The organism is Streptomyces sp. BF23-19 (assembly GCF_041106355.1).
Classification (GTDB): Bacteria; Actinomycetota; Actinomycetes; order Streptomycetales; family Streptomycetaceae; genus Streptomyces; species Streptomyces virginiae_A.
In genome coordinates this window covers 36,085-53,839 of sequence record NZ_JBGBPT010000066.1, presented here as the reverse complement: position 1 = coordinate 53,839, position 17,755 = coordinate 36,085, and the positions used below count along the sequence as shown (strand labels likewise).

16 protein-coding genes are annotated in these 17,755 nt (G+C 70.2%); 4 read left to right on the top strand and 12 right to left on the bottom strand.

The features are described 5' to 3' along the window. Window positions 1-34 precede the first annotated feature (34 nt). From pssA to AB8A24_RS30625, 9 genes are all read right to left on the bottom strand, one after another. On the bottom strand, window positions 35-895 hold the full coding sequence (pssA, locus tag AB8A24_RS30665) for a CDP-diacylglycerol--serine O-phosphatidyltransferase (protein ID WP_189740836.1): 861 nt from the start codon (window positions 893-895) through the stop codon (window positions 35-37). Then, a complete protein-coding gene (locus AB8A24_RS30660; RefSeq protein ID WP_030010161.1) occupies window positions 882-1,538 on the bottom strand; it encodes a phosphatidylserine decarboxylase in 657 nt (218 codons plus the stop codon). Before AB8A24_RS30660 ends, pssA begins: the two co-directional genes overlap by 14 nt. Window positions 1,539-1,724: 186 nt before the next feature. Further along, window positions 1,725-2,930: an acyl-CoA dehydrogenase family protein gene (locus AB8A24_RS30655; RefSeq protein WP_327412601.1), complete on the bottom strand. Its 1,206-nt coding sequence runs from the start codon at window positions 2,928-2,930 to the stop codon at window positions 1,725-1,727. A 2-nt stretch (window positions 2,931-2,932) separates the two neighbouring features. After that, window positions 2,933-3,445 (bottom strand): MaoC family dehydratase, encoded by a 513-nt coding sequence (locus tag AB8A24_RS30650; RefSeq protein WP_030010163.1) that lies wholly within the window; start codon window positions 3,443-3,445, stop codon window positions 2,933-2,935. Window positions 3,446-3,450: 5 nt separating this feature from the next. Next, on the bottom strand, window positions 3,451-4,425 hold the full coding sequence (locus tag AB8A24_RS30645; RefSeq protein WP_030010164.1) for a CoA ester lyase: 975 nt from the start codon (window positions 4,423-4,425) through the stop codon (window positions 3,451-3,453). After that, window positions 4,422-6,503, bottom strand: coding sequence for a protein meaA (locus AB8A24_RS30640; protein ID WP_266377491.1), 2,082 nt, complete (start codon window positions 6,501-6,503; stop codon window positions 4,422-4,424). The genes AB8A24_RS30645 and AB8A24_RS30640 overlap by 4 nt, the downstream gene beginning before the upstream one ends. Window positions 6,504-6,534: 31 nt before the next feature. Continuing rightward, window positions 6,535-7,872 carry a crotonyl-CoA carboxylase/reductase gene (gene ccrA, locus AB8A24_RS30635; protein ID WP_030385288.1) on the bottom strand — a complete coding sequence of 446 codons (1,338 nt, stop codon included), beginning with the start codon at window positions 7,870-7,872 and terminating at the stop codon, window positions 6,535-6,537. A gap of 393 nt (window positions 7,873-8,265) precedes the next feature. After that, window positions 8,266-9,078, bottom strand: a complete 813-nt coding sequence (locus AB8A24_RS30630; RefSeq protein ID WP_328960933.1) for a TetR family transcriptional regulator — start codon at window positions 9,076-9,078, stop codon at window positions 8,266-8,268. Window positions 9,079-9,241: 163 nt separating this feature from the next. Then, a complete protein-coding gene (locus tag AB8A24_RS30625) occupies window positions 9,242-11,041 on the bottom strand; it encodes a 3-hydroxyacyl-CoA dehydrogenase family protein (protein ID WP_328960932.1) in 1,800 nt (599 codons plus the stop codon). Between the two features lie 395 nt (window positions 11,042-11,436). On the opposite strand from AB8A24_RS30625, the gene AB8A24_RS30620 reads away from it, so the two are divergent. Further along, a complete protein-coding gene (locus AB8A24_RS30620) occupies window positions 11,437-11,991 on the top strand; it encodes an adenylosuccinate lyase (RefSeq protein ID WP_369478126.1) in 555 nt (184 codons plus the stop codon). A 10-nt stretch (window positions 11,992-12,001) separates the two neighbouring features. Here the strand turns inward: AB8A24_RS30620 and AB8A24_RS30615 are convergent, their stop codons facing one another. The 3 genes from AB8A24_RS30615 to AB8A24_RS30605 form a co-directional block, all read right to left on the bottom strand. After that, a complete protein-coding gene (locus tag AB8A24_RS30615) occupies window positions 12,002-12,421 on the bottom strand; it encodes a RidA family protein (protein ID WP_369478125.1) in 420 nt (139 codons plus the stop codon). A 54-nt stretch (window positions 12,422-12,475) separates the two neighbouring features. After that, window positions 12,476-14,068: an alpha/beta hydrolase gene (locus tag AB8A24_RS30610; protein WP_369478124.1), complete on the bottom strand. Its 1,593-nt coding sequence runs from the start codon at window positions 14,066-14,068 to the stop codon at window positions 12,476-12,478. 112 nt (window positions 14,069-14,180) lie between these two features. Continuing rightward, a complete protein-coding gene (locus tag AB8A24_RS30605; protein WP_369478123.1) occupies window positions 14,181-15,212 on the bottom strand; it encodes an Rv2578c family radical SAM protein in 1,032 nt (343 codons plus the stop codon). Window positions 15,213-15,322: 110 nt separating this feature from the next. On the opposite strand from AB8A24_RS30605, the gene AB8A24_RS30600 reads away from it, so the two are divergent. The 3 genes from AB8A24_RS30600 to AB8A24_RS30590 all read left to right on the top strand — a co-directional run bounded on the left by AB8A24_RS30600 (window position 15,323) and on the right by AB8A24_RS30590 (window position 17,755). Continuing rightward, window positions 15,323-16,132, top strand: a complete 810-nt coding sequence (locus AB8A24_RS30600) for a hypothetical protein (protein WP_369478122.1) — start codon at window positions 15,323-15,325, stop codon at window positions 16,130-16,132. 75 nt (window positions 16,133-16,207) lie between these two features. Then, the gene (locus AB8A24_RS30595; protein WP_266377465.1) at window positions 16,208-16,651 is read left to right on the top strand and encodes an SRPBCC family protein; all 444 of its coding nucleotides are present in this window, start codon (window positions 16,208-16,210) and stop codon (window positions 16,649-16,651) included. 270 nt (window positions 16,652-16,921) lie between these two features. Further along, on the top strand, window positions 16,922-17,755 hold the full coding sequence (locus AB8A24_RS30590; protein ID WP_266377462.1) for a M55 family metallopeptidase: 834 nt from the start codon (window positions 16,922-16,924) through the stop codon (window positions 17,753-17,755).

Genomic DNA, 17,755 nt, shown 5'->3' with positions numbered 1-17,755 from the left:
GATGCCATCGGCATCCGGGGCCTTCTCGGTACAGCTAGCGCAGCGTCGTCGCGCGGGCCTCGCGGCGATTGTGCCGGAAGGTGTTGGCCTTCCGGGTCGTCGCGAAGAGCGGAATGGTCGCCGCCATCGCGATCTGCAGGGCGCAGCCGGTCTGCAGCAGCAGCTGACCGCCCGGGGCGTCGAACGCCCAGGCCGCCAGCAGCCCCATCGCGCTGATGATCCAGCACAGCATCGCCACCGCGAGAACGCCCCGCGGCTTGGGGTACTCGACCCGGCTCACCATCAGCCAGGCCACCCCGATGATCGCCAGCAGCGTCGGGACGAACGGCAGCTCCAGCAGCACGATCGAGACGACCGTGAGCGCGCCGAAGGGGCTCGGCATGCCTTGGAACATGCCGTCCTTCATCGTCACGCAGCTGAATCTCGCGAGTCTGAGCACCACGGCGAGCAGCACCACGATCGCGGCCAGGGCCGACATCTTCTGGTGCGCGTCGACGGCGACCATGCCGTAGACGAGCACGAAGTAGGCCGGCGCCAGCCCGAAGCTGATCAGGTCGGACAGGTTGTCCAGCTCGGCACCCATCGGCGAGCTGCGCAGCTTGCGGGCCACGATGCCGTCGAAGAGGTCGAAGACCGCGGCGAGCAGCATCAGTATCACTGCCGTCGCGGCGCTGTTACGGGCCATGCCCGATTCGCCACTGCCGGTGAGGTGCGGGATGAGGATTCCGGTGGTGGTGAAGTACACCGCCATGAATCCGCACGTCGCGTTACCGAGAGTGAGGGTGTCCGCTATCGACAGCCGCAGCGAGAGCGGCATGTCGTCCTCTGCGGACTCCTCCTCGGCAGGTTCGGGAACCCAGCCTGCGGCCGGAGTCTCAGGGTCAGTCACGGTCAATTCGTGTCACCCCCGCGGTGGTGGCCTGACCGACCTCGACCGCGACCTCGACGCCCTCGGGGAGGTAGATGTCGACGCGGGAGCCGAAGCGGATCAGACCGATGCGTTCGCCCTGCTCCACCTTGGTTCCGGCCGGCAGGTACGGGACGATGCGACGGGCGACGGCGCCGGCGATCTGCACCATCTCGATGTCACCGAGTTCGGTGTCGAAGTGCCAGACAACGCGCTCGTTGTTCTCGCTCTCCTTGTTGAACGCCGGGACGAATCCGCCGGGGATGTGCTCCACGGACGTCACCGTGCCCGCGAGGGGCGCACGGTTGACGTGGACGTTCAGCGGGCTCATGAAGATCGCGACCCGGGTCCGTCCGTCCTTCCACGGCATGATGCTCTGCACCACACCGTCGGCGGGCGAGATGACACGGCCCTGAGCGATCTCACGCTCGGGGTCGCGGAAGAACCACAGCATGCCCGCGGCGAGCGCGGTGGCGGGCACGGCCGCCGCGGCCCAGCGTCCGGACTTGCGGGCCCGGGTGAGGCTGAGCGCCGCGGTGGCGACGGTCGGCAGAAGCCACGGCGATGCTCCGCGCGCGAGGCGTACGCCAAGGAGGCTGTCGCGAGGTGCAGAGGTTTGGCTGTGGGGCATGGATGACCTTCGTAGCGGGTGATTGCCGCGCCGCAAACAGGGGGACGGGACGGCGGCTTTACTGGAATGCTATCGGTTGCGCGCAACAACTGGGCAAGCCAGAAGCCGAGTCGATGACCGTCAGCCAGTCACTGCCAGTGATCCTTTCGCAACGAACCCATGGATGATTCGCTGCAAAAGGGACTTTCAGCCCTGAAGCCGGTACTCCTCGAGCAGGCGTCGCCCGATGATCATTTTCTGGATCTCGGCGGTACCTTCGCCGATCAGCAGCATCGGGGCCTCCCGGTAGAGACGCTCGATCTCGTACTCCTTCGAGAACCCGTATCCACCGTGGATACGGAAGGCGTCCTCGACGACCTCCTTGCAGTACTCGGAGGCGAGGTACTTCGCCATCCCTGCTTCGAGGTCGTTTCGTTCCCCGGAGTCCTTTTTGCGTGCTGCATTCACCATCATCGCATGAGCGGCTTCGACCTTGGTAGCCATCTCGGCCAGCTTGAACTGAATCGCCTGGTGCTCGGCGATCGCCTTGCCGAAAGTATGACGTTGCTGGGCATAGGAGACACCCAGTTCGAAAGCACGCTGAGCGACGCCGCAGCCACGCGCCGCCACGTTGACGCGGCCGACCTCGACCCCGTCCATCATTTGGTAAAACCCTCGGCCCGTCTGCCCGCCGAGTACCCGATTGGCCGGAATGCGCAGTCCGTCCATGATGAGCTCGGTCGTGTCGACGCCCTTGTAGCCCATCTTGTCGATCTTGCCGGGGATGGTCAGGCCGGGACGGACCTCACCGAAGCCGGGCTCCTTCTCGACGAGGAAGGTCGTCATCGACTTGTGGGGCGCCGTGCCCTCGGGGTGTCCTTCGTCACTCCGGACGAGAACGGCGACCAGGGTGGAGCTGCCGCCGTTCGTCAGCCACATCTTCTGGCCGTTCAGGACGTACTCGTCGCCGTCCTTCACCGCCTTGGACGAGATGGCCGACACATCGGAGCCCAGCGCCGGCTCGGACATCGAGAACGCGCCGCGCACCTCGCCCAGGGCCATGCGGGGAAGGAAGTAGTCCTTCTGCTCCTGCGTGCCGTGCTGCTTGAGCATGTACGCCACGATGAAGTGGGTGTTGATGATGCCCGAGACGGACATCCAGCCACGGGCGATCTCCTCGACGCACAGGGCGTAGGTGAGGAGCGACTCACCCAGGCCGCCGTACTCCTCCGGGATCATCAGGCCGAAGAGGCCGAGTTCCTTGAGGCCGTCGACGATCTGCTGCGGGTACTCGTCGCGGTGTTCGAGCTCGGTCGCGACCGGGATGATCTCCTTGTCGACGAACTCCCGGACGGTCTTGAGGATCTCCCGCTGGACGTCGGTCAGCCCGGCGGTCTGGGCGAGTCGGGCCATGGCTACTTCCCCTGTTCCTTCAGCGTGGGGCGGCCGGGCTGCTCGCCGCCGCGCTCCTTGATGTACGTCTCGGTCGGGACCATCACCTTGCGCCGGAAGACGCAGACGAGGGTGCCGTCCTGCTTGTAGCCCTTGGTCTCGACGTAGACGATGCCGCGGTCGTTCTTCGACTTCGACGGGGTCTTGTCGAGGACCGTGGTCTCGCCGTAGATCGTGTCGCCGTGGAAGGTCGGCGCCACGTGCCGCAGGGACTCGATCTCCAGGTTGGCGATGGCCTTCCCGGAGACGTCCGGCACGGACATGCCGAGCAGCAGCGAGTAGATGTAATTGCCCACGACCACGTTCTTGCCGAAGTCGGTCGTGTTCTCGGCGTAATTGCTGTCCATGTGGAGCGGGTGGTGATTCATGGTCAGCAGACAGAAGAGATGGTCGTCGTACTCGGTGACCGTCTTTCCGGGCCAGTGCTTGTAGACCGCCCCGACCTCGAACTCTTCGTACGTGCGTCCGAACTGCATCGGGATCAGGCCTCCGGGATCTCGAACTTGGTGGTGCGCTCCATGCCGGCGGCCCGGCCCTTGCCGGCGATGACCAGGGCCATCTTGCGGCTGGCCTCGTCGATCATCTCGTCGCCGAGCATCGCGGAGCCCTTCTTGCCGCCGGCCTCCGAGGTGCACCAGTCGTACGCGTCGAGGATCAGCTCGGCGTGGTCGTAGTCCTCCTGCGAGGGGGAGAAGACCTCGTTGGCCGCGTCGACCTGACCCGGGTGCAGCACCCACTTGCCGTCGAAGCCCAGCGCGGCGGCCCGGCCGGCCACCTCGCGGTAGGCGTCCACGTCGCGGATCTGGAGGAAGGGACCGTCGATCGCCTGCAGATTGTGCATGCGGGCCGCCATCAGGATCCGCATCAGGATGTAGTGGTAGGCGTCCGCCGGGTAGCCGGGCGGCTGCATGCCCACGACCAGGGACTTCATGTTGATCGAGGCCATGAAGTCGGCCGGGCCGAAGATGATGGTCTCCAGGCGCGGCGAGGCGGCGGCGATCTCGTCGACGTTCACCAGGCCCTTGGCGTTCTCGATCTGCGCCTCGATGCCGATCTTGCCGACCTCGAAGCCCATGGTCTTCTCGATCTGGGTCAGCAGCAGGTCCAGCGCCACGACCTGCTGGGCGTCCTGGACCTTCGGCAGCATGATGCAGTCGAGGTTCTGGCCGGCGCCCTCGACCACGGTGACGACGTCACGGTAGGTCCAGTGCGTGGTCCAGTCGTTGACGCGCACGACGCGGGTCTTGCCGGTCCAGTCGCCGTTGTTCAGCGCGTCCACGATCGTGTGGCGGGCGCCTTCCTTGGCGAGCGGCGCGCAGGCGTCCTCCAGGTCCAGGAAGACCTGGTCGGCCGGCAGGCCCTGGGCCTTCTCCAGGAACCGCGGGTTCGAGCCGGGTACCGCGAGGCAGGAGCGACGCGGGCGAAGGCGGTTCACCGGGTGGACGGGCGTGGTCATGCGGGGACCTCCGTGCTTGCAACGAATTCGTTGTTCATGTCGAGGGGGGCGAGCTTGTTGGCCTTGCGGATCTCGTCGACGATACGGCCGATGATCTCCGTGATGCCGAAGTCCTTCGGCGTGAAGACCGCGGCGACACCCGCGGCCTTGAGCGTCACGGCATCGGCGTTCGGAATGATGCCTCCGACGATGACGGGGATGTCACCCGCCCCCGCCAGTCGCAGTCGCTCCAGGACGTCCGGGACCAGAGCGCTGTGCGAGCCGGACAGGATGGACAGTCCCACGCAGTGCACGTCCTCGGCCAGCGCCGCGGAGGAGATCTCCTCCGGCGTCAGCCTGATGCCCTGGTAGACCACCTCGAAGCCGGCGTCGCGGGCCCGGACGGCGATCTGCTCGGCGCCGTTGGAGTGCCCGTCCAGGCCGGGCTTGCCGACCAGCAGGCGCAGCCGGCCCGAGCCGAGCTCGTCGGCGGTGCGGGACACCTTCTCGCGGACCTCGTGCATCGGCGTACCGGGCTCGGCGGTGACCGCGACCGGGGCCGAGGAGACCCCGGTCGGGGCGCGGAACTCGCCGAACACCTCGCGCAGCGCGCTCGACCATTCGCCGGTGGTGACACCCGCGCGGGCGCACTCCAGCGTGGCCTCCATCAGGTTCTCGGTGCCCGCCGCGGCCTCCTTGAGGCGCTCCAGCGCCTGCTGGGTGGTGGGGAAGACGAACGGGTCGCCGTTCCCCTGGCGGTCCGAGGACTCCTGGCGCTCGGCGCGCCAGCGGCCGATGCGCTCCACGGTCAGCGCCTCCACGGCGCTGTCGACCGTCATGATGGCGCCGTCCAGGTCGGCCGTGAGCGGGTTCTCCTCGGTCTGCTGGAAGCAGTTGACACCGACGATCTTGTCCTCGCCGGCCTCGATCCGCGCCCGCCGTTCGGCGTGCGAGGAGACCAGCTGGGACTTCAGGTACCCGGACTCGACGGCCGCCATGGCGCCGCCCATCTCCTGGATCCGGTCGATCTCGGCCAGGCAGTCGGCGACCAGGGAGTCGACTTTGGCCTCGATGACGTGGGATCCGGCGAAGATGTCCTCGTACTCCAGCAGGTCGCTCTCGAGTGCGAGGACCTGCTGGATGCGCAGCGACCACTGCTGGTCCCAGGGCCGGGGCAGACCCAGCGCCTCGTTCCAGGCGGGCAGCTGCACGGCGCGGGCGCGGGCGTCCTTGGAGAGGGTGACCGCGAGCATCTCCAGCACGATGCGCTGGACGTTGTTCTCCGGCTGGGCCTCGGTCAGCCCCAGGGAGTTGACCTGGACGCCGTAACGGAAGCGACGCTGCTTCGCGTTCTCGATGCCGTAGCGCTCGTGGGTGACCTTGTCCCAGATGCGGCTGAAGGCGCGCATCTTGCACATCTCCTCGATGAAGCGGACGCCCGCGTTCACGAAGAAGGAGATCCGGGCGACGACCTCGCCGAAGCGCTCCTCGGGCACCTGGCCCGAGTCGCGCACCGAGTCGAGGACCGCGATCGCCGTGGACATCGCGTACGAGATCTCCTGGACCGGGGTGGCCCCGGCCTCCTGGAGGTGGTACGAGCAGATGTTGATCGGGTTCCACTTGGGAATGTGGTTGACCGTGTACGCGATCATGTCCGTCGTCAGCCGCAGGGACGGCCCCGGCGGGAAGACGTGCGTCCCGCGCGAGAGGTACTCCTTGACGATGTCGTTCTGGGTGGTGCCCTGGAGCTGGGCGATGTCCGCGCCCTGCTCCTCGGCGGCCACCTGGTAGAGCGCCAGCAGCCACATGGCCGTGGCGTTGATCGTCATCGAGGTGTTCATCTGTTCCAGCGGTATGTCCTGGAACAGCCGCCGCATGTCGCCCAGATGGGAGACCGGGACCCCGACCCGGCCCACCTCGCCGCGGGCGAGGATGTGGTCGGGGTCGTATCCGGTCTGGGTCGGCAGGTCGAAGGCGACCGACAGACCCGTCTGGCCCTTGGCGAGGTTGCGGCGGTACAGCTCGTTGGACGCCTCGGCCGTGGAGTGGCCGGCGTACGTCCGCATGAGCCACGGACGGTCCTTCTGGCGCTCTGTCATCTCAGGCTGTCCCTTAGGCCTTTGAACGGTCTCAGACGTTACGGAAGCGGTTGATCGCGTCGAGGTGCGTCGCACGCAGCTCGTGGTCGCGCACGCCCAGGCCCTCCTCGGGGGCCAGCGCGAGGACGCCGACCTTGCCCTGGTGGAGGTTGCGGTGGACGTCGTAGGCGGCCTGTCCGGTGTCCTCCAGGGAGTAGACCTTCGACAGGGTCGGGTGGATCTTGCCCTTGGCGACCAGGCGGTTCGCCTCCCACGCCTCGCGGTAGTTCGCGAAGTGCGAGCCGACGATCCTCTTGAGGGACATCCACAGGTAGCGGTTGTCGTACTCGTGGTTGTAGCCGGAGGTCGAGGCGCAGGTGACGATCGTGCCGCCCTTGCGGGTGACGTAGACGCTCGCGCCGAAGGTCTCGCGGCCCGGGTGCTCGAAGACGATGTCCACGTCCTCGCCGCCGGTCAGCTCGCGGATGCGCTTGCCGAAGCGCTTCCACTCCTTCGGGTCCTGGGTGTGCTCGTCCTTCCAGAACTTGTAGCCCTCGGCGTTGCGGTCGATGACCGCCTCGGCGCCCATGGCCCGGCAGATCTCGGCCTTCTCGGGGCTGGAGACCACGCAGATCGGGTTGGCGCCGCCGGCGAGCGCGAACTGGGTCGCGTACGAGCCGAGGCCGCCGCTGGCACCCCAGATCAGGACGTTGTCGCCCTGCTTCATGCCGGCGCCGTTGCGGGAGACCAGCTGGCGGTAGGCGGTGGAGTTGACCAGACCGGGGGAGGCGGCCTCCTCCCAGCTCAGGTGGTCGGGCTTGGGCATCAGCTGGTTGGACTTGACCAGGGCGATCTCGGCCAGGCCGCCGAAGTTGGTCTCGAAGCCCCAGATGCGCTGCTCGGGGTCGAGCATCGTGTCGTTGTGGCCGTCCGAGGACTCCAGCTCGACCGAGAGGCAGTGGGCGACGACCTCGTCGCCGGGCTTCCAGGCGTTGACGCCGGGGCCGGTGCGCAGCACGACGCCCGCGAGGTCGGAGCCGATGATGTGGTACGGCAGGTCGTGGCGCTTGGTCAGCTCCGACAGACGCCCGTAGCGCTCCAGGAAGCTGAAGGTGGACACCGGCTCGAAGATCGAGGTCCACACGGAGTTGTAGTTGACCGAGGAGGCCATGACGGCGACCAGGGCCTCGCCCGGGCCCAGCTCCGGCACCGGGACGTTGTCCAGGTGAAGGGACTTGCGCGGGTCCTTCTCGCGTGTCGTCAGCCCCGCGAACATCTCCGCCTCGTCCTTGTGCACGGTGATCGCGCGGTACGAGTCGGGCAGCGGCAGGGCCGCGAAGTCTGCGGCGGTGGCGGACTGCGACTGAATCGCGTCCAGGATGTCCTTCACGGTAGAGCCTCCGGCTAGCGCTGATGAGGGTGCGCTGAGGGGAACGGGGGTGCGTGGTGCAGGTGTGGTGTGCCGTCGGTCCGGCTGGTGCGGTGCTGCTGGGCTACGCCCGTGGTGAGGCGTGCGGTGCCTGGTGACGCAGGCAATCCGGGGCGCGTTCCACGCCGTGTGGGCGTGGGTCGCGGGGACATCCGGACGACTTCAACGTATGGCACCCCGTGTCACCCGGCAAGGCACCGCGTGCCAAAACTTTCTCTCATTTGCCGATTGACCTGCACCGATGAGCGATGATCGATCAGAGTTACCCGCGAGTAGGGGCAAGCCGGACAAACGAAAGCGGCCGCCCCCGGAACGGGAGCGGCCACTGTGACGAGCGCGACTGGACGGGCGTGACTACTTGGCGCGCAGCGCCTCTTCGATGGTTCGCATGACCTCGTCCAGCGGGGCATCCGTGCGGGCCACCGCCACCAGTACCTCGCCCTGCGTACGGACGGCCGCCGGCGCGGCCGGTGCCGAGCCCGGGGTACGGCCCGCGCCGATGCCCGAACCGAAGGTCTTCCGGACGATCGAGAAGGCGTGGTCCAGCTGCGCCTCCACGTCCCCCTGGCCCCCCGCACGCAGCCAGCGCCGCAGCACGTGGTTGTGGGCCGTGACCACCGCCGAGGCGGCCACCTCGGCCAGCAGCGGGTCGTCGTTGCCGTCGTGGTGGTCGTGCTCGTCGAAGTGGGCGAGCAGATAGCGGGTGAACAGCCGCTCGTACCGGGCCACCGAGGCGATCTCCCGCTCCCGCAGCGCCGGCACCTCGCGGGTCAGCCGGTAGCGCTCCACCGACACCGCCGGCGAGGCGGCGTACATCTTCATGACTTCCTTGATCCCGCGGCACACCGTGTCGAGCGGGTGCTCGTGCGCCGGGGCCACGTCCAGGACGGCCTCGGCGCGGGTCAGGGTGTCGTCGTGGTCCGGGAAGATCGCCTCTTCCTTGGACCGGAAGTGCCGGAAGAAGGTCCGCCGCGCCACCCCGGCGGTCGCGGCGATCTCGTCGACCGTCGTCGCCTCGTACCCCTTGGTCGCGAAGAGCTCCATGGCCGCGGCGGCGAGCTCGCGGCGCATCTTGAGCCGCTGAGCGGCCGCCTTGGTGCCGGCCGGGCTCTCCGGGCTGTCGGAGGCCGTGGCGGTGCGGGGCGAGGTCTTGGCGGGCTGGGACATAGAGCGAAAGTACTTCATTCGTGCAGGGGAGCGCGCCTGCGGGGGGTGGGAGAGGGGTGGATGCGGGGGAGAGCCCGCACTGGGCTCGTGAGGGTTGGCCCGCCGTGAGGGTCCGGCGGGCCCGAGCAGCCCTCCCCACGCATCCGGCTCGTGGCCCGACGGATTACCGGCGGGCGGCGTACTCACGGAATCCGCGGCCGGTCTTCCGGCCCAGGCAGCCCGCCGCCACCAGGTGCTCCAGCAGCGGGGACGGGGCCAGCCCCGGGTCGCGGAACTCCTTGTGCAGGACCTTCTCGATGGCCAGCGAGACATCCAGGCCGACCACGTCGAGGAGCTCGAACGGGCCCATCGGGTAGCCGCCGCCGAGCTTCATCGCCGCGTCGATCTGGTCGATGTCGGCGTAGTGCTGCTCGACCATCTTGATCGCGTTGTTGAGGTACGGGAACAGCAGCGCGTTCACGATGAAGCCGGCCCGGTCGCCGCAGTCCACCGGGTGCTTGCGCACCTTGAGACAGATCTCGCGGACCGTGGCGTGCACGTCGTCGGCCGTCAGGACGGTCCGGACCACCTCGACCAGCTTCATGGCCGGGGCCGGGTTGAAGAAGTGCATGCCGATCACGTCCTGCGGACGCGAGGTCACCCGGGCGACCGCGATCACCGGCAGCGAGGAGGTGGTGGTGGCCAGCACCGCACCCGGCTTGCAGACCTTGTCCAGGGCCGCGAACAGCTCCTGCTTGACCGCCAGGTCCTCGGCGACGGCCTCGACGGCCAGATCCACCTCGGCGAACGCGTCCAGCGACCCCGCCGGAGTGATCCGCTCCAGGGTCTGGGCCGCGCCCTCCTCGGTCAGGCGGCCCTTGGACACCGCACGGCCCAAGGACTTCCCGATCGCGGCCTTGGCGGCCTCGGCCTTCTCCTGGCTGCGGGCGGCGAGCACCACGCTGTAACCGGCCTGGGCGAAGACCTGGGCGATCCCGCTCGCCATGGTCCCCGAGCCGGCCACGCCGACCGAACTGACGGGACGCCCGCCGCCCACCAGAGACCCGTCCAGCGGGGTCTGCAGGTCGCGGACGATCACCGAGCTGCCCGGCGCCTCGTACGTGTAGAAGCCGCGGCCGGACTTCTGCCCGGTCAGGCCGGCCTCGGCGAGCTGGCCCAGGATCGGGGCCGGGGCGTGCAGCCGGTCGCCGGAGGAGGTGTACATGGCCTCCAGGACGGTACGGGCGGTGTCCACGCCGATCAGGTCGAGCAGCGCGAGCGGGCCCATGGGCAGCCCGCAGCCGAGCCGCATGGCCGCGTCGATGTCCTCGCGGGAGGCGTACCGCGCCTCGAACATGGCCGCGGCCTGGTTGAGGTAGCCGAAGAGCAGGCCGTCGGCGACGAAGCCGGGCCGGTCACCGACCGGGACGGGCTCCTTGCCGAGCTCGCGGGCCAGCTCGGTGACCGCCTCGACGGCCGGCGGGGCGGTCAGGACGCAGGAGACGATCTCGACCAGCTTCATCGCCGGGACCGGGTTGAAGAAGTGCAGGCCCAGCACGCGCTCCGGACGCAGCGACTCGGCGGCCATGCGCGTCACCGACAGGGCGTTGGTGCCGGTGGCGAGGATGGTGTCGGGCCGCACGATCGCGTCGAGCTCGCGGAACACCTGCTGCTTGATCTCGTACGACTCGGGCACGACCTCGATGACCAGATCGGCCTCGGCGGCGGCGCCCAGGTCGGTGAAGGTGCGGAAGCGGGCGAGCACGTCGGCCCGCTCCTGCTCGGTGAGCCGCTCCCGGGCGACGGAGCGCGCGGTGGCCGCGGCGAGGGCGGTCGCGGCCCGCTGGGCGGCGGCCTCGCTGATGTCGATGCCGATGACCTCGCGACCGGCCCGGGCGAGGACCTCGGCGATGCCGGTGCCCATCGTGCCGAGGCCGACGACGGCGATGGTCTGGAGGGTGGGCTGACTGGACTGACGGTCCATCGAGGGACTCCAGTGGAAGAGGGTGACGACTGAGGGGCGCGCGGCGCACGGCGCGCGCGGATGCCGTACGGAAGAGCCGTGCGGTGGAAGGACCCGGGGTGAGTGGGCCCGAGGAGGGGAGCCCGCGGGGAGATGAGTCCCTGGGGCGAGAACGGCGGAACCCTGTCCCGGGGTCACACCGTGAAATACGAACCGACCGGCACGAGGCGGCTGCGTCACCAGGCCGCCCTCGTACGTGTTGAAACGACAGTAACTCGCCGGTAACTGGTCCGCCAGAGCGCGGAGATGTGACCTGTACCGCCCAAATGTACCGATCATCGATCATCGATCAACCGGCTGTCTCCGATGTCCCGAAACCCGGCACGGCGACCGCTGTGTCCCCCTAGGGTGGCCGGGTGAACGACGTGCTGGAGCGCCTGCGGGCGGAGGCGGGACCCTCACCCGAGTACGAGGTGCTGCTCACGGCCGCCCCCGACGGCCTCGCGGCCTCCCTGACCTCGGCCGGGCTGCCCCTGTGGGCCCGCGAACTGGCCGCGTACCGGCTGGGCCTCGCGGGAGACCGCCGGGCCTTCGAAGCCCTCGTCCTGCTCCTCAACCACCGGGAGCCGGCCCGCTGCGCGGCCGCCGCCGAGGCGCTGGCCGTCCTCGACGACCCGCGCACCGCCCGAGCGGCGGCGGCCCTCGCCACCAACAACCTGCGCACGGCCTACGCCCTGCAGCCCGTGCGGCTGCTCACCGCCCTGCGCGCGCCCGAGTCCGTACCGGCCCTGCTGGCCACCCTGGGACGGCTGCTGTCCCCGCACGAGCCGTACTGGCGGGTGGCCCTGGCCTGCGTCGAGGGGCTCGGCGCCCTCGCCGACCCCCGCGCCCGTGAACTCCTCGTCCGCGCCCAGTCGCACCCCCGGCTGGCGGTGGCGGCGACGGCCGCGCTGCGCGACCTGGGCCGGTGATCGCGGCCCGCTATCCGGCGATGACCGCGAAGGCCTCGATCTCGACCAGGAGTTCGGGCCGGAACAGCGCCGAGACCTCGACCGCCGAGGAGGCCGGGAGGCGGTCGGTCGGGATCACCGCGTCACGGGCCTCCCGTACCGCCGGGAGGTGGGCGACGTCCGTGACGAAGTAGGTGAGCTTCACGACGTCGTCGAAGGTCGCCCCGGCCGCCGCCAGGCACCGGCGCAGGTTCTCGAACACCTGCCGGGCCTGGGCGGCCGGATCCCCCTCGCCCACGACCTCGCCCCGCTCGTCGAGCGCGCACTGTCCGGACACGGCGACGAAGCGCCCCGTGCCGAGGACGACGTGGCTGTAGTGGGGGCTCGGGGCAACTCCTTCCGGCGCGGCGATACGGGTGAGAGGGCTGCTGTGCGACGGAGTCGTGGTCATGAACACGATCTTGCCCGCTTGCCCGCTTGCCCTCCTGCCCCGACCCGTGGGGCGTCAGCCCCGGAAGCCGAGCAGGCCGTGCAGGGCCGCGCCGCCGGCGGACGCGGGCACGGCGCGGGTCGCCGTGGTCGGCTTCGGCGCCGCCTGGGCGGGGCAGGTGGCGTCCGTGGCCTTGCCCGTCGTCAGATAGGCCGACACCTTCTCGTCCAAGCACTTGTTGCCGCTCAGGGCGATGCCGTGGTTGCCGCCGCCCTCCTCCACCACCAGGGCCGAACCCGACAGCTTCTCCCGCATGCTGAGCGCCCCCTCGAAGGGGGTCGCCGCGTCCTCCGTCGCCTGGAGCAGGAGGGCCGGCGGGAGATCCGCGTTGGTCACGTCCGGGGCGTCCAACGGCTCCGTCGGCCAGAACGCGCACGGGGCGTTGTACCAGGCGTTGTTCCAGGTCATGAACGGAGCCTTGGCGTGGGTGCGCCACATGTCCGCCCGCCACTGGTTCCAGTCCTTCGGCCAGGCCGAGTCACGGCACTGGACCGCCGTGTAGACGCTGTAGCCGTTGCCCGCCGACGGCTCCACCGCGCCGAACCGCTCGTAGGCGGCCACCAGCGGCTTCGGGTCCTTGGCCACCGTGTACGCGGCGAAGGCCTCGGCCAGGTTCGGCCAGTAGCCGTTGTAGTACCCGCCCGGCATGAAGGTGTCCTCCAGCTCCGCGGGACCTACCTTGCCGCCCGCCGGACTCTCCCGCAGCGCGTCCCGCATCGCGTACCAGGCCCGCTCGACCGCCGCCGGGTCGGTGCCCAGGTGGTAGGTGGCGTCGTACCGGGCCACCCAGGCCAGGAAGGCCTTGTGGCGGGCGTCGAAGGCGAGGTCCTGGGAGAGGTTGTCCTCGTACCAGACCCCGCTCGGGTCGACCACGGAGTCCAGGACGAGCCGGTGCACGCGGCCCGGGTGGAGCTTGGCGTACACCGCGCCCAGGTAGGTCCCGTAGGAGTAGCCGAAGTAGCTGATCCGCTCCGCGCCCAGAGCGCCGCGCAGTGCCTCGATGTCCCGGGCGGCCGAGACGGTGTCGATGTACGGGAGCACGTCCGCGTGCTTGGTCCCGCAGGACTCGGCGAAGGAGCGCACCCGGTCCAGGTTGGCCCGCTCGGTGGCCTCGTCCACGGGGACGGAGTCCGGCCGGGCGGGCTTGAAGTGGCCGGCCGCGCAGTCCAGGGTGGGCTCGCTCTTGCCGACGCCCCGGGGGTCGAAGCCGATCACGTCGTACTGGGCGGACACCTCCTTGGGGAGGGCGGAGGCGATGTAACCGGCGAGGCTGAGGCCGCTGCCGCCCGGACCGCCGGGGTTGACCAGCAGCGGGCCCTGGGAGGTGGGGCCGGTGTGCGGGACCCGGGTCAGGGCGAGGGTGATCTGCCGGCCGTCGGGCCGTGCGTGGTCGAGGGGCACCTTGAGGGACGCGCACTGCAGCGTCGGGTAGCGCGGGGTCTTGCAGCCGGTCCAGCGCAGCGCGGCCCGCGACGGCGCCTGGGCGGCCGGATCGGCCGGTGCGGCGGGCGCGGCCGTGACCGGGCTCGCGAGAGCGGCGGCGACGGTGGCGGCGACGGTGGAGATCGACAGCAGGACAGCGGCGCGCTTCTTCAAGGGGTGGAGCATGGGGCCTCCCAGCCGAGGGTTCTGGGCGGAATCGTCCCGGAAACCGCGCCTGGAAGGCGGGATTGGGCCGCTGATTGGCCCGATGTGATGACCGTTCAGGCGGCGTCGACGGTCACAGGAGGCTGAGCTGCGTGGCCCCGGCGGGCGCGGAGTCGTCGGGACGCTCCGGTGCGACGATCCTGCGGGCCTCGCCCCGTCGGGCCGGGCCGATGCCGAATTCGGCCGCCAGTTCGTGGACTTGGCGGGTGATCCGGCGCTGGTACCAGGTGGGCGCGTACGACCCGCCCGCGTACATCCGCTCGTACCGGGGGACCAGGTGGGGGTGGTGGGCACCCAGCCAGGCCATGAACCACTCGCGCGCCCCCGGCCGCAGATGGAGTACCAGGGGTGTCACGGAGGTCGCGCCGGCCTCGGCCACGGCGCGTACGGTCGCCCGCAGCTGCTCCGGGGAGTCCCCGAGGAAGGGGATCACCGGCGCCATCAGCACCCCGCACTCGATCCCGGCGTCGGTGAGGGTCCGTACGGCGCCGAGCCGGGCGGCGGGGGAGGGGGTGCCCGGCTCGACGGTCCGCCAGAGCCCGGTGTCGGTGAAGCCGACCGAGACGGAGATGCCGACCTCGGTGACCTCGGCGGCCTCCCGCAGGAGGGGGAGGTCGCGCAGGATGAGCGTGCCCTTCGTGAGGATCGAGAAGGGGTTGGCGCGGTCGCGCAGGGCCTCGATGATCCCGGGCATCAGCCGGTAGCGGCCCTCGGCGCGCTGGTAGCAGTCGACGTTGGTGCCCATGGCGATGTGCGCGCCGGTCCAGCGGGGCGAGGTGAGCTCGCGCCGCAGCAGTTCGGGGGCGTTGGTCTTGACGACGATCTGCGAGTCGAAGCCGATGCCGGTGTCGAGGTCGAGGTAGCTGTGCGTCTTGCGGGCGAAGCAGTACACGCAGGCGTGGCTGCAACCTCTGTACGGGTTCACGGTCCATTCGAACGGCATGCGCGAGGCGCCGGGCACCCGGTTGACGATCGACCGGGCGCGTACCTCGTGGAAGGTGATCCCCCGGAACTCGGGGGTGTCGATGGTGCGGGTCACGACGGCCCCGGCTCCGAACAGCGCGGCCGGCCCCGCGGACCCCTCGGTCAGGTTCTCCCAGCGCATGAGGCGCCTCCCTCGGTAGCTCTGGCGCCGAGAATAGAACAAACGTTCCCATGATCGTGCGGGTCGAAATTCCTTTGATCGCATCGAGGCGGGTGTGCGATGTTCCGGCCATGGCTGGAATGCGGATCGTGGTGTGCCTCCCCGGCGAGGCCCGGACCAGGCTCGACGAGGCTCTCGCCGAGGCGATGGCCCCCTTCGAGATCGACTTCACGCGGGGCGAGGACTGGGACATCTGGGACGCGTGGGGCATCTGCGGCAACGGCACCCACCGCGACGGACTCCAGCTGTTGCCGGGGTACGAGGACGACCCGCGGATCGTGCGCGACCGCAGCGATGAGGGTGTGCCCGGCTGGTGCGCCGGCGGGCCCCGTGAGGCGATGGCCTTCGCCGAGATCCGGGCCGAGGCACGGGACACCGCCCGGGCCGCATGGGACCTGTGGCGGGAGCTGTCCCGGAGCCACCCGCCGGCCGCGCCGCGCCGTGTGGTGTGGGAGTCGCCCTGGCCGACCCCGGAGGAGTACCGGGCCGGGCATCAGGCCGACCAGGCGGCGGGGGCGGCCTTCGACGCCCAGCCGCTGGTCGTCGCCTACCGGGAGGGCGTGGCCGCCCTGCTGGAGGCCCACCGCGGGTACCACCTCGGCGGCCTCCTGAACGGGGGGGCTGCCGAGACCGTCGGCCGGACCGGCCGGGAAGAGTTCGCCGCCGCCGTGAGTGCCGGGACCCCTTGGCACCGGCACGTGCTCACCCTCGACGGCTGGTGGTACGGGGAGGACGAGCCCGCCGTCCACGGCGACTGCGACGGCCCGGACGCCTGCGTCCACCGCCCGCCCCTGCCCTGGCTCCGGGGGACGACCCGGACCGGGTACCTGGAGGAGCTGCCCGGGGACACGCTCCTGGTCAAGCTCCGCTGCCACGTCTGACCCGGATTTGGGCCACCGCCCCGGAGGTGGTTGGCTTCGGCGTGACGAGCGGACACAACTGCTGGAGGAACAGCTATGGCGCAGGTCGAGGCCACCACGGAGCGGATCATCGCGGCTGACGCGGAGACCGTGTTCGACGCGCTGGCGGACTACACCGGGACCCGCGGGAAGCTGCTGCCCGAGCACTTCAGCGAGTACGAGGTGCGCGAGGGCGGCGACGGCGAGGGCACCCTGGTGCACTGGAAGCTGCAGGCCACCAGCAAGCGCGTGCGCGACTGCCTGCTGGAGGTCACCGAGCCCACCGACGGCGAGCTGGTGGAGAAGGACCGCAACTCCTCCATGGTCACCACCTGGCGGGTCACCCCGGCCGGCGAGGGCAAGTCCAAGGCCGTGGTGACCACCGTCTGGAACGGCGCCGGCGGCATCGGCGGCTTCTTCGAGCGCACCTTCGCGCCCAAGGGTCTCGGCCGGATCTACGACTCCGTGCTGGAGAACCTGGCCACCGAAGTGGAGCGCTGAGCAACGGCGTTGACGGTGAGGTCGGAATCGCGGCCTCACCGGATCGGGTGAACCCGGCGCGCCGACGGTCCGCAGGCCGTGGGCGCGCCGGCGGGGCCACGGGCCGACAGGGCTACGGGCCGGCGGGTCGCCGCCGCTGTACCGCGCACCGGCGGGCCGCGTGCCGAGGGTCACCCACCGCGCGCCGCGCCGGGGTGTGAGCCCCACGGCCACCGGGGGCCTCGGCGGCTAGGGTGGCACCCTGAGCGCAACCGACCGCCCGGGGGCCCGATGAAGATCCTCATCTCCGCCGACATGGAAGGCGCCACCGGCGTCACCTGGCCCGCGGACGTGCTGCCCGGAACCCCGCAGTGGGAACGCTGCCGCGCGATGTTCACTTCCGACGTCAACGCCGCCGTCCTCGGCTTCTACGACGGCGGAGCCGACCAGGTCCTCATCAACGAGGCGCACTGGACCATGCGCAACCTGCTCCTGGAGAAGCTCGACGCCCGCGCCGAAATGATCACCGGCCGGCACAAGACCCTCTCCATGGTCGAGGGAGTCCAGCACGGCGACGTCGACGGCATCGCCTTCGTCGGCTACCACACCGGGGCCGGCTCCGAGGGGGTCCTCGCCCACACCTACCTCGCCAACTCCATCACCGGAGTGTGGGTCGACGGGACGCGCGCGAGCGAGGGGCTGCTCAACGCGCACGTCGTCGCCGAGTACGGAGTCCCCGTCATCCTGGTCACCGGCGACGACCTCACCTGCGTGGACGCCGCCGGGTACGCCCCCGCGGCAGTGACCGTCGCCGTCAAGGACCACGTCTCGCGCTACGCCGCCGTGTGCCGCACCCCGGCCCGTACCGCCGCCGACATCCGGGCCGCCGCCAAGGAGGCCACCGCCCTGGCCGTCCGGCACGAGCCGGTCCGCGGCGGCCCCTTCACCGTGGAGCTGGAGTTCGACGCCGCGCACCTGGCGATGTCCGCCACGGTGGTCCCCGGCGTGGAGCGGTCCGGCGAGCGCAAGGTCGCGTACTCCAGCGAAACCATGTACGAGGGGATCCGGGCCTTCAAAGCGGTCACGACGGTCGTCTCGGCGGCCGTGGAGGAGCAGTATGGCTGA

What these genes read in the sequence shown, in the direction of transcription:
- AB8A24_RS30630 (WP_328960933.1), bottom strand. Translation starts at nt 9,078, where the DNA reads ATGTCCCAGCCCGCCAAGACCTCGCCCCGCACCGCCACGGCCTCCGAC.
- AB8A24_RS30605 (WP_369478123.1), bottom strand. Translation starts at nt 15,212, where the DNA reads ATGCGCTGGGAGAACCTGACCGAGGGGTCCGCGGGGCCGGCCGCGCTG.
- AB8A24_RS30660 (WP_030010161.1), bottom strand. Translation starts at nt 1,538, where the DNA reads ATGCCCCACAGCCAAACCTCTGCACCTCGCGACAGCCTCCTTGGCGTA.
- AB8A24_RS30650 (WP_030010163.1), bottom strand. Translation starts at nt 3,445, where the DNA reads ATGCAGTTCGGACGCACGTACGAAGAGTTCGAGGTCGGGGCGGTCTAC.
- AB8A24_RS30600 (WP_369478122.1), top strand. Translation starts at nt 15,323, where the DNA reads ATGGCTGGAATGCGGATCGTGGTGTGCCTCCCCGGCGAGGCCCGGACC.
- AB8A24_RS30590 (WP_266377462.1), top strand. Translation starts at nt 16,922, where the DNA reads ATGAAGATCCTCATCTCCGCCGACATGGAAGGCGCCACCGGCGTCACC.
- AB8A24_RS30640 (WP_266377491.1), bottom strand. Translation starts at nt 6,503, where the DNA reads ATGACAGAGCGCCAGAAGGACCGTCCGTGGCTCATGCGGACGTACGCC.
- AB8A24_RS30625 (WP_328960932.1), bottom strand. Translation starts at nt 11,041, where the DNA reads ATGGACCGTCAGTCCAGTCAGCCCACCCTCCAGACCATCGCCGTCGTC.
- AB8A24_RS30595 (WP_266377465.1), top strand. Translation starts at nt 16,208, where the DNA reads ATGGCGCAGGTCGAGGCCACCACGGAGCGGATCATCGCGGCTGACGCG.
- AB8A24_RS30655 (WP_327412601.1), bottom strand. Translation starts at nt 2,930, where the DNA reads ATGGCCCGACTCGCCCAGACCGCCGGGCTGACCGACGTCCAGCGGGAG.
- AB8A24_RS30615 (WP_369478125.1), bottom strand. Translation starts at nt 12,421, where the DNA reads ATGACCACGACTCCGTCGCACAGCAGCCCTCTCACCCGTATCGCCGCG.
- AB8A24_RS30645 (WP_030010164.1), bottom strand. Translation starts at nt 4,425, where the DNA reads ATGACCACGCCCGTCCACCCGGTGAACCGCCTTCGCCCGCGTCGCTCC.
- AB8A24_RS30610 (WP_369478124.1), bottom strand. Translation starts at nt 14,068, where the DNA reads ATGCTCCACCCCTTGAAGAAGCGCGCCGCTGTCCTGCTGTCGATCTCC.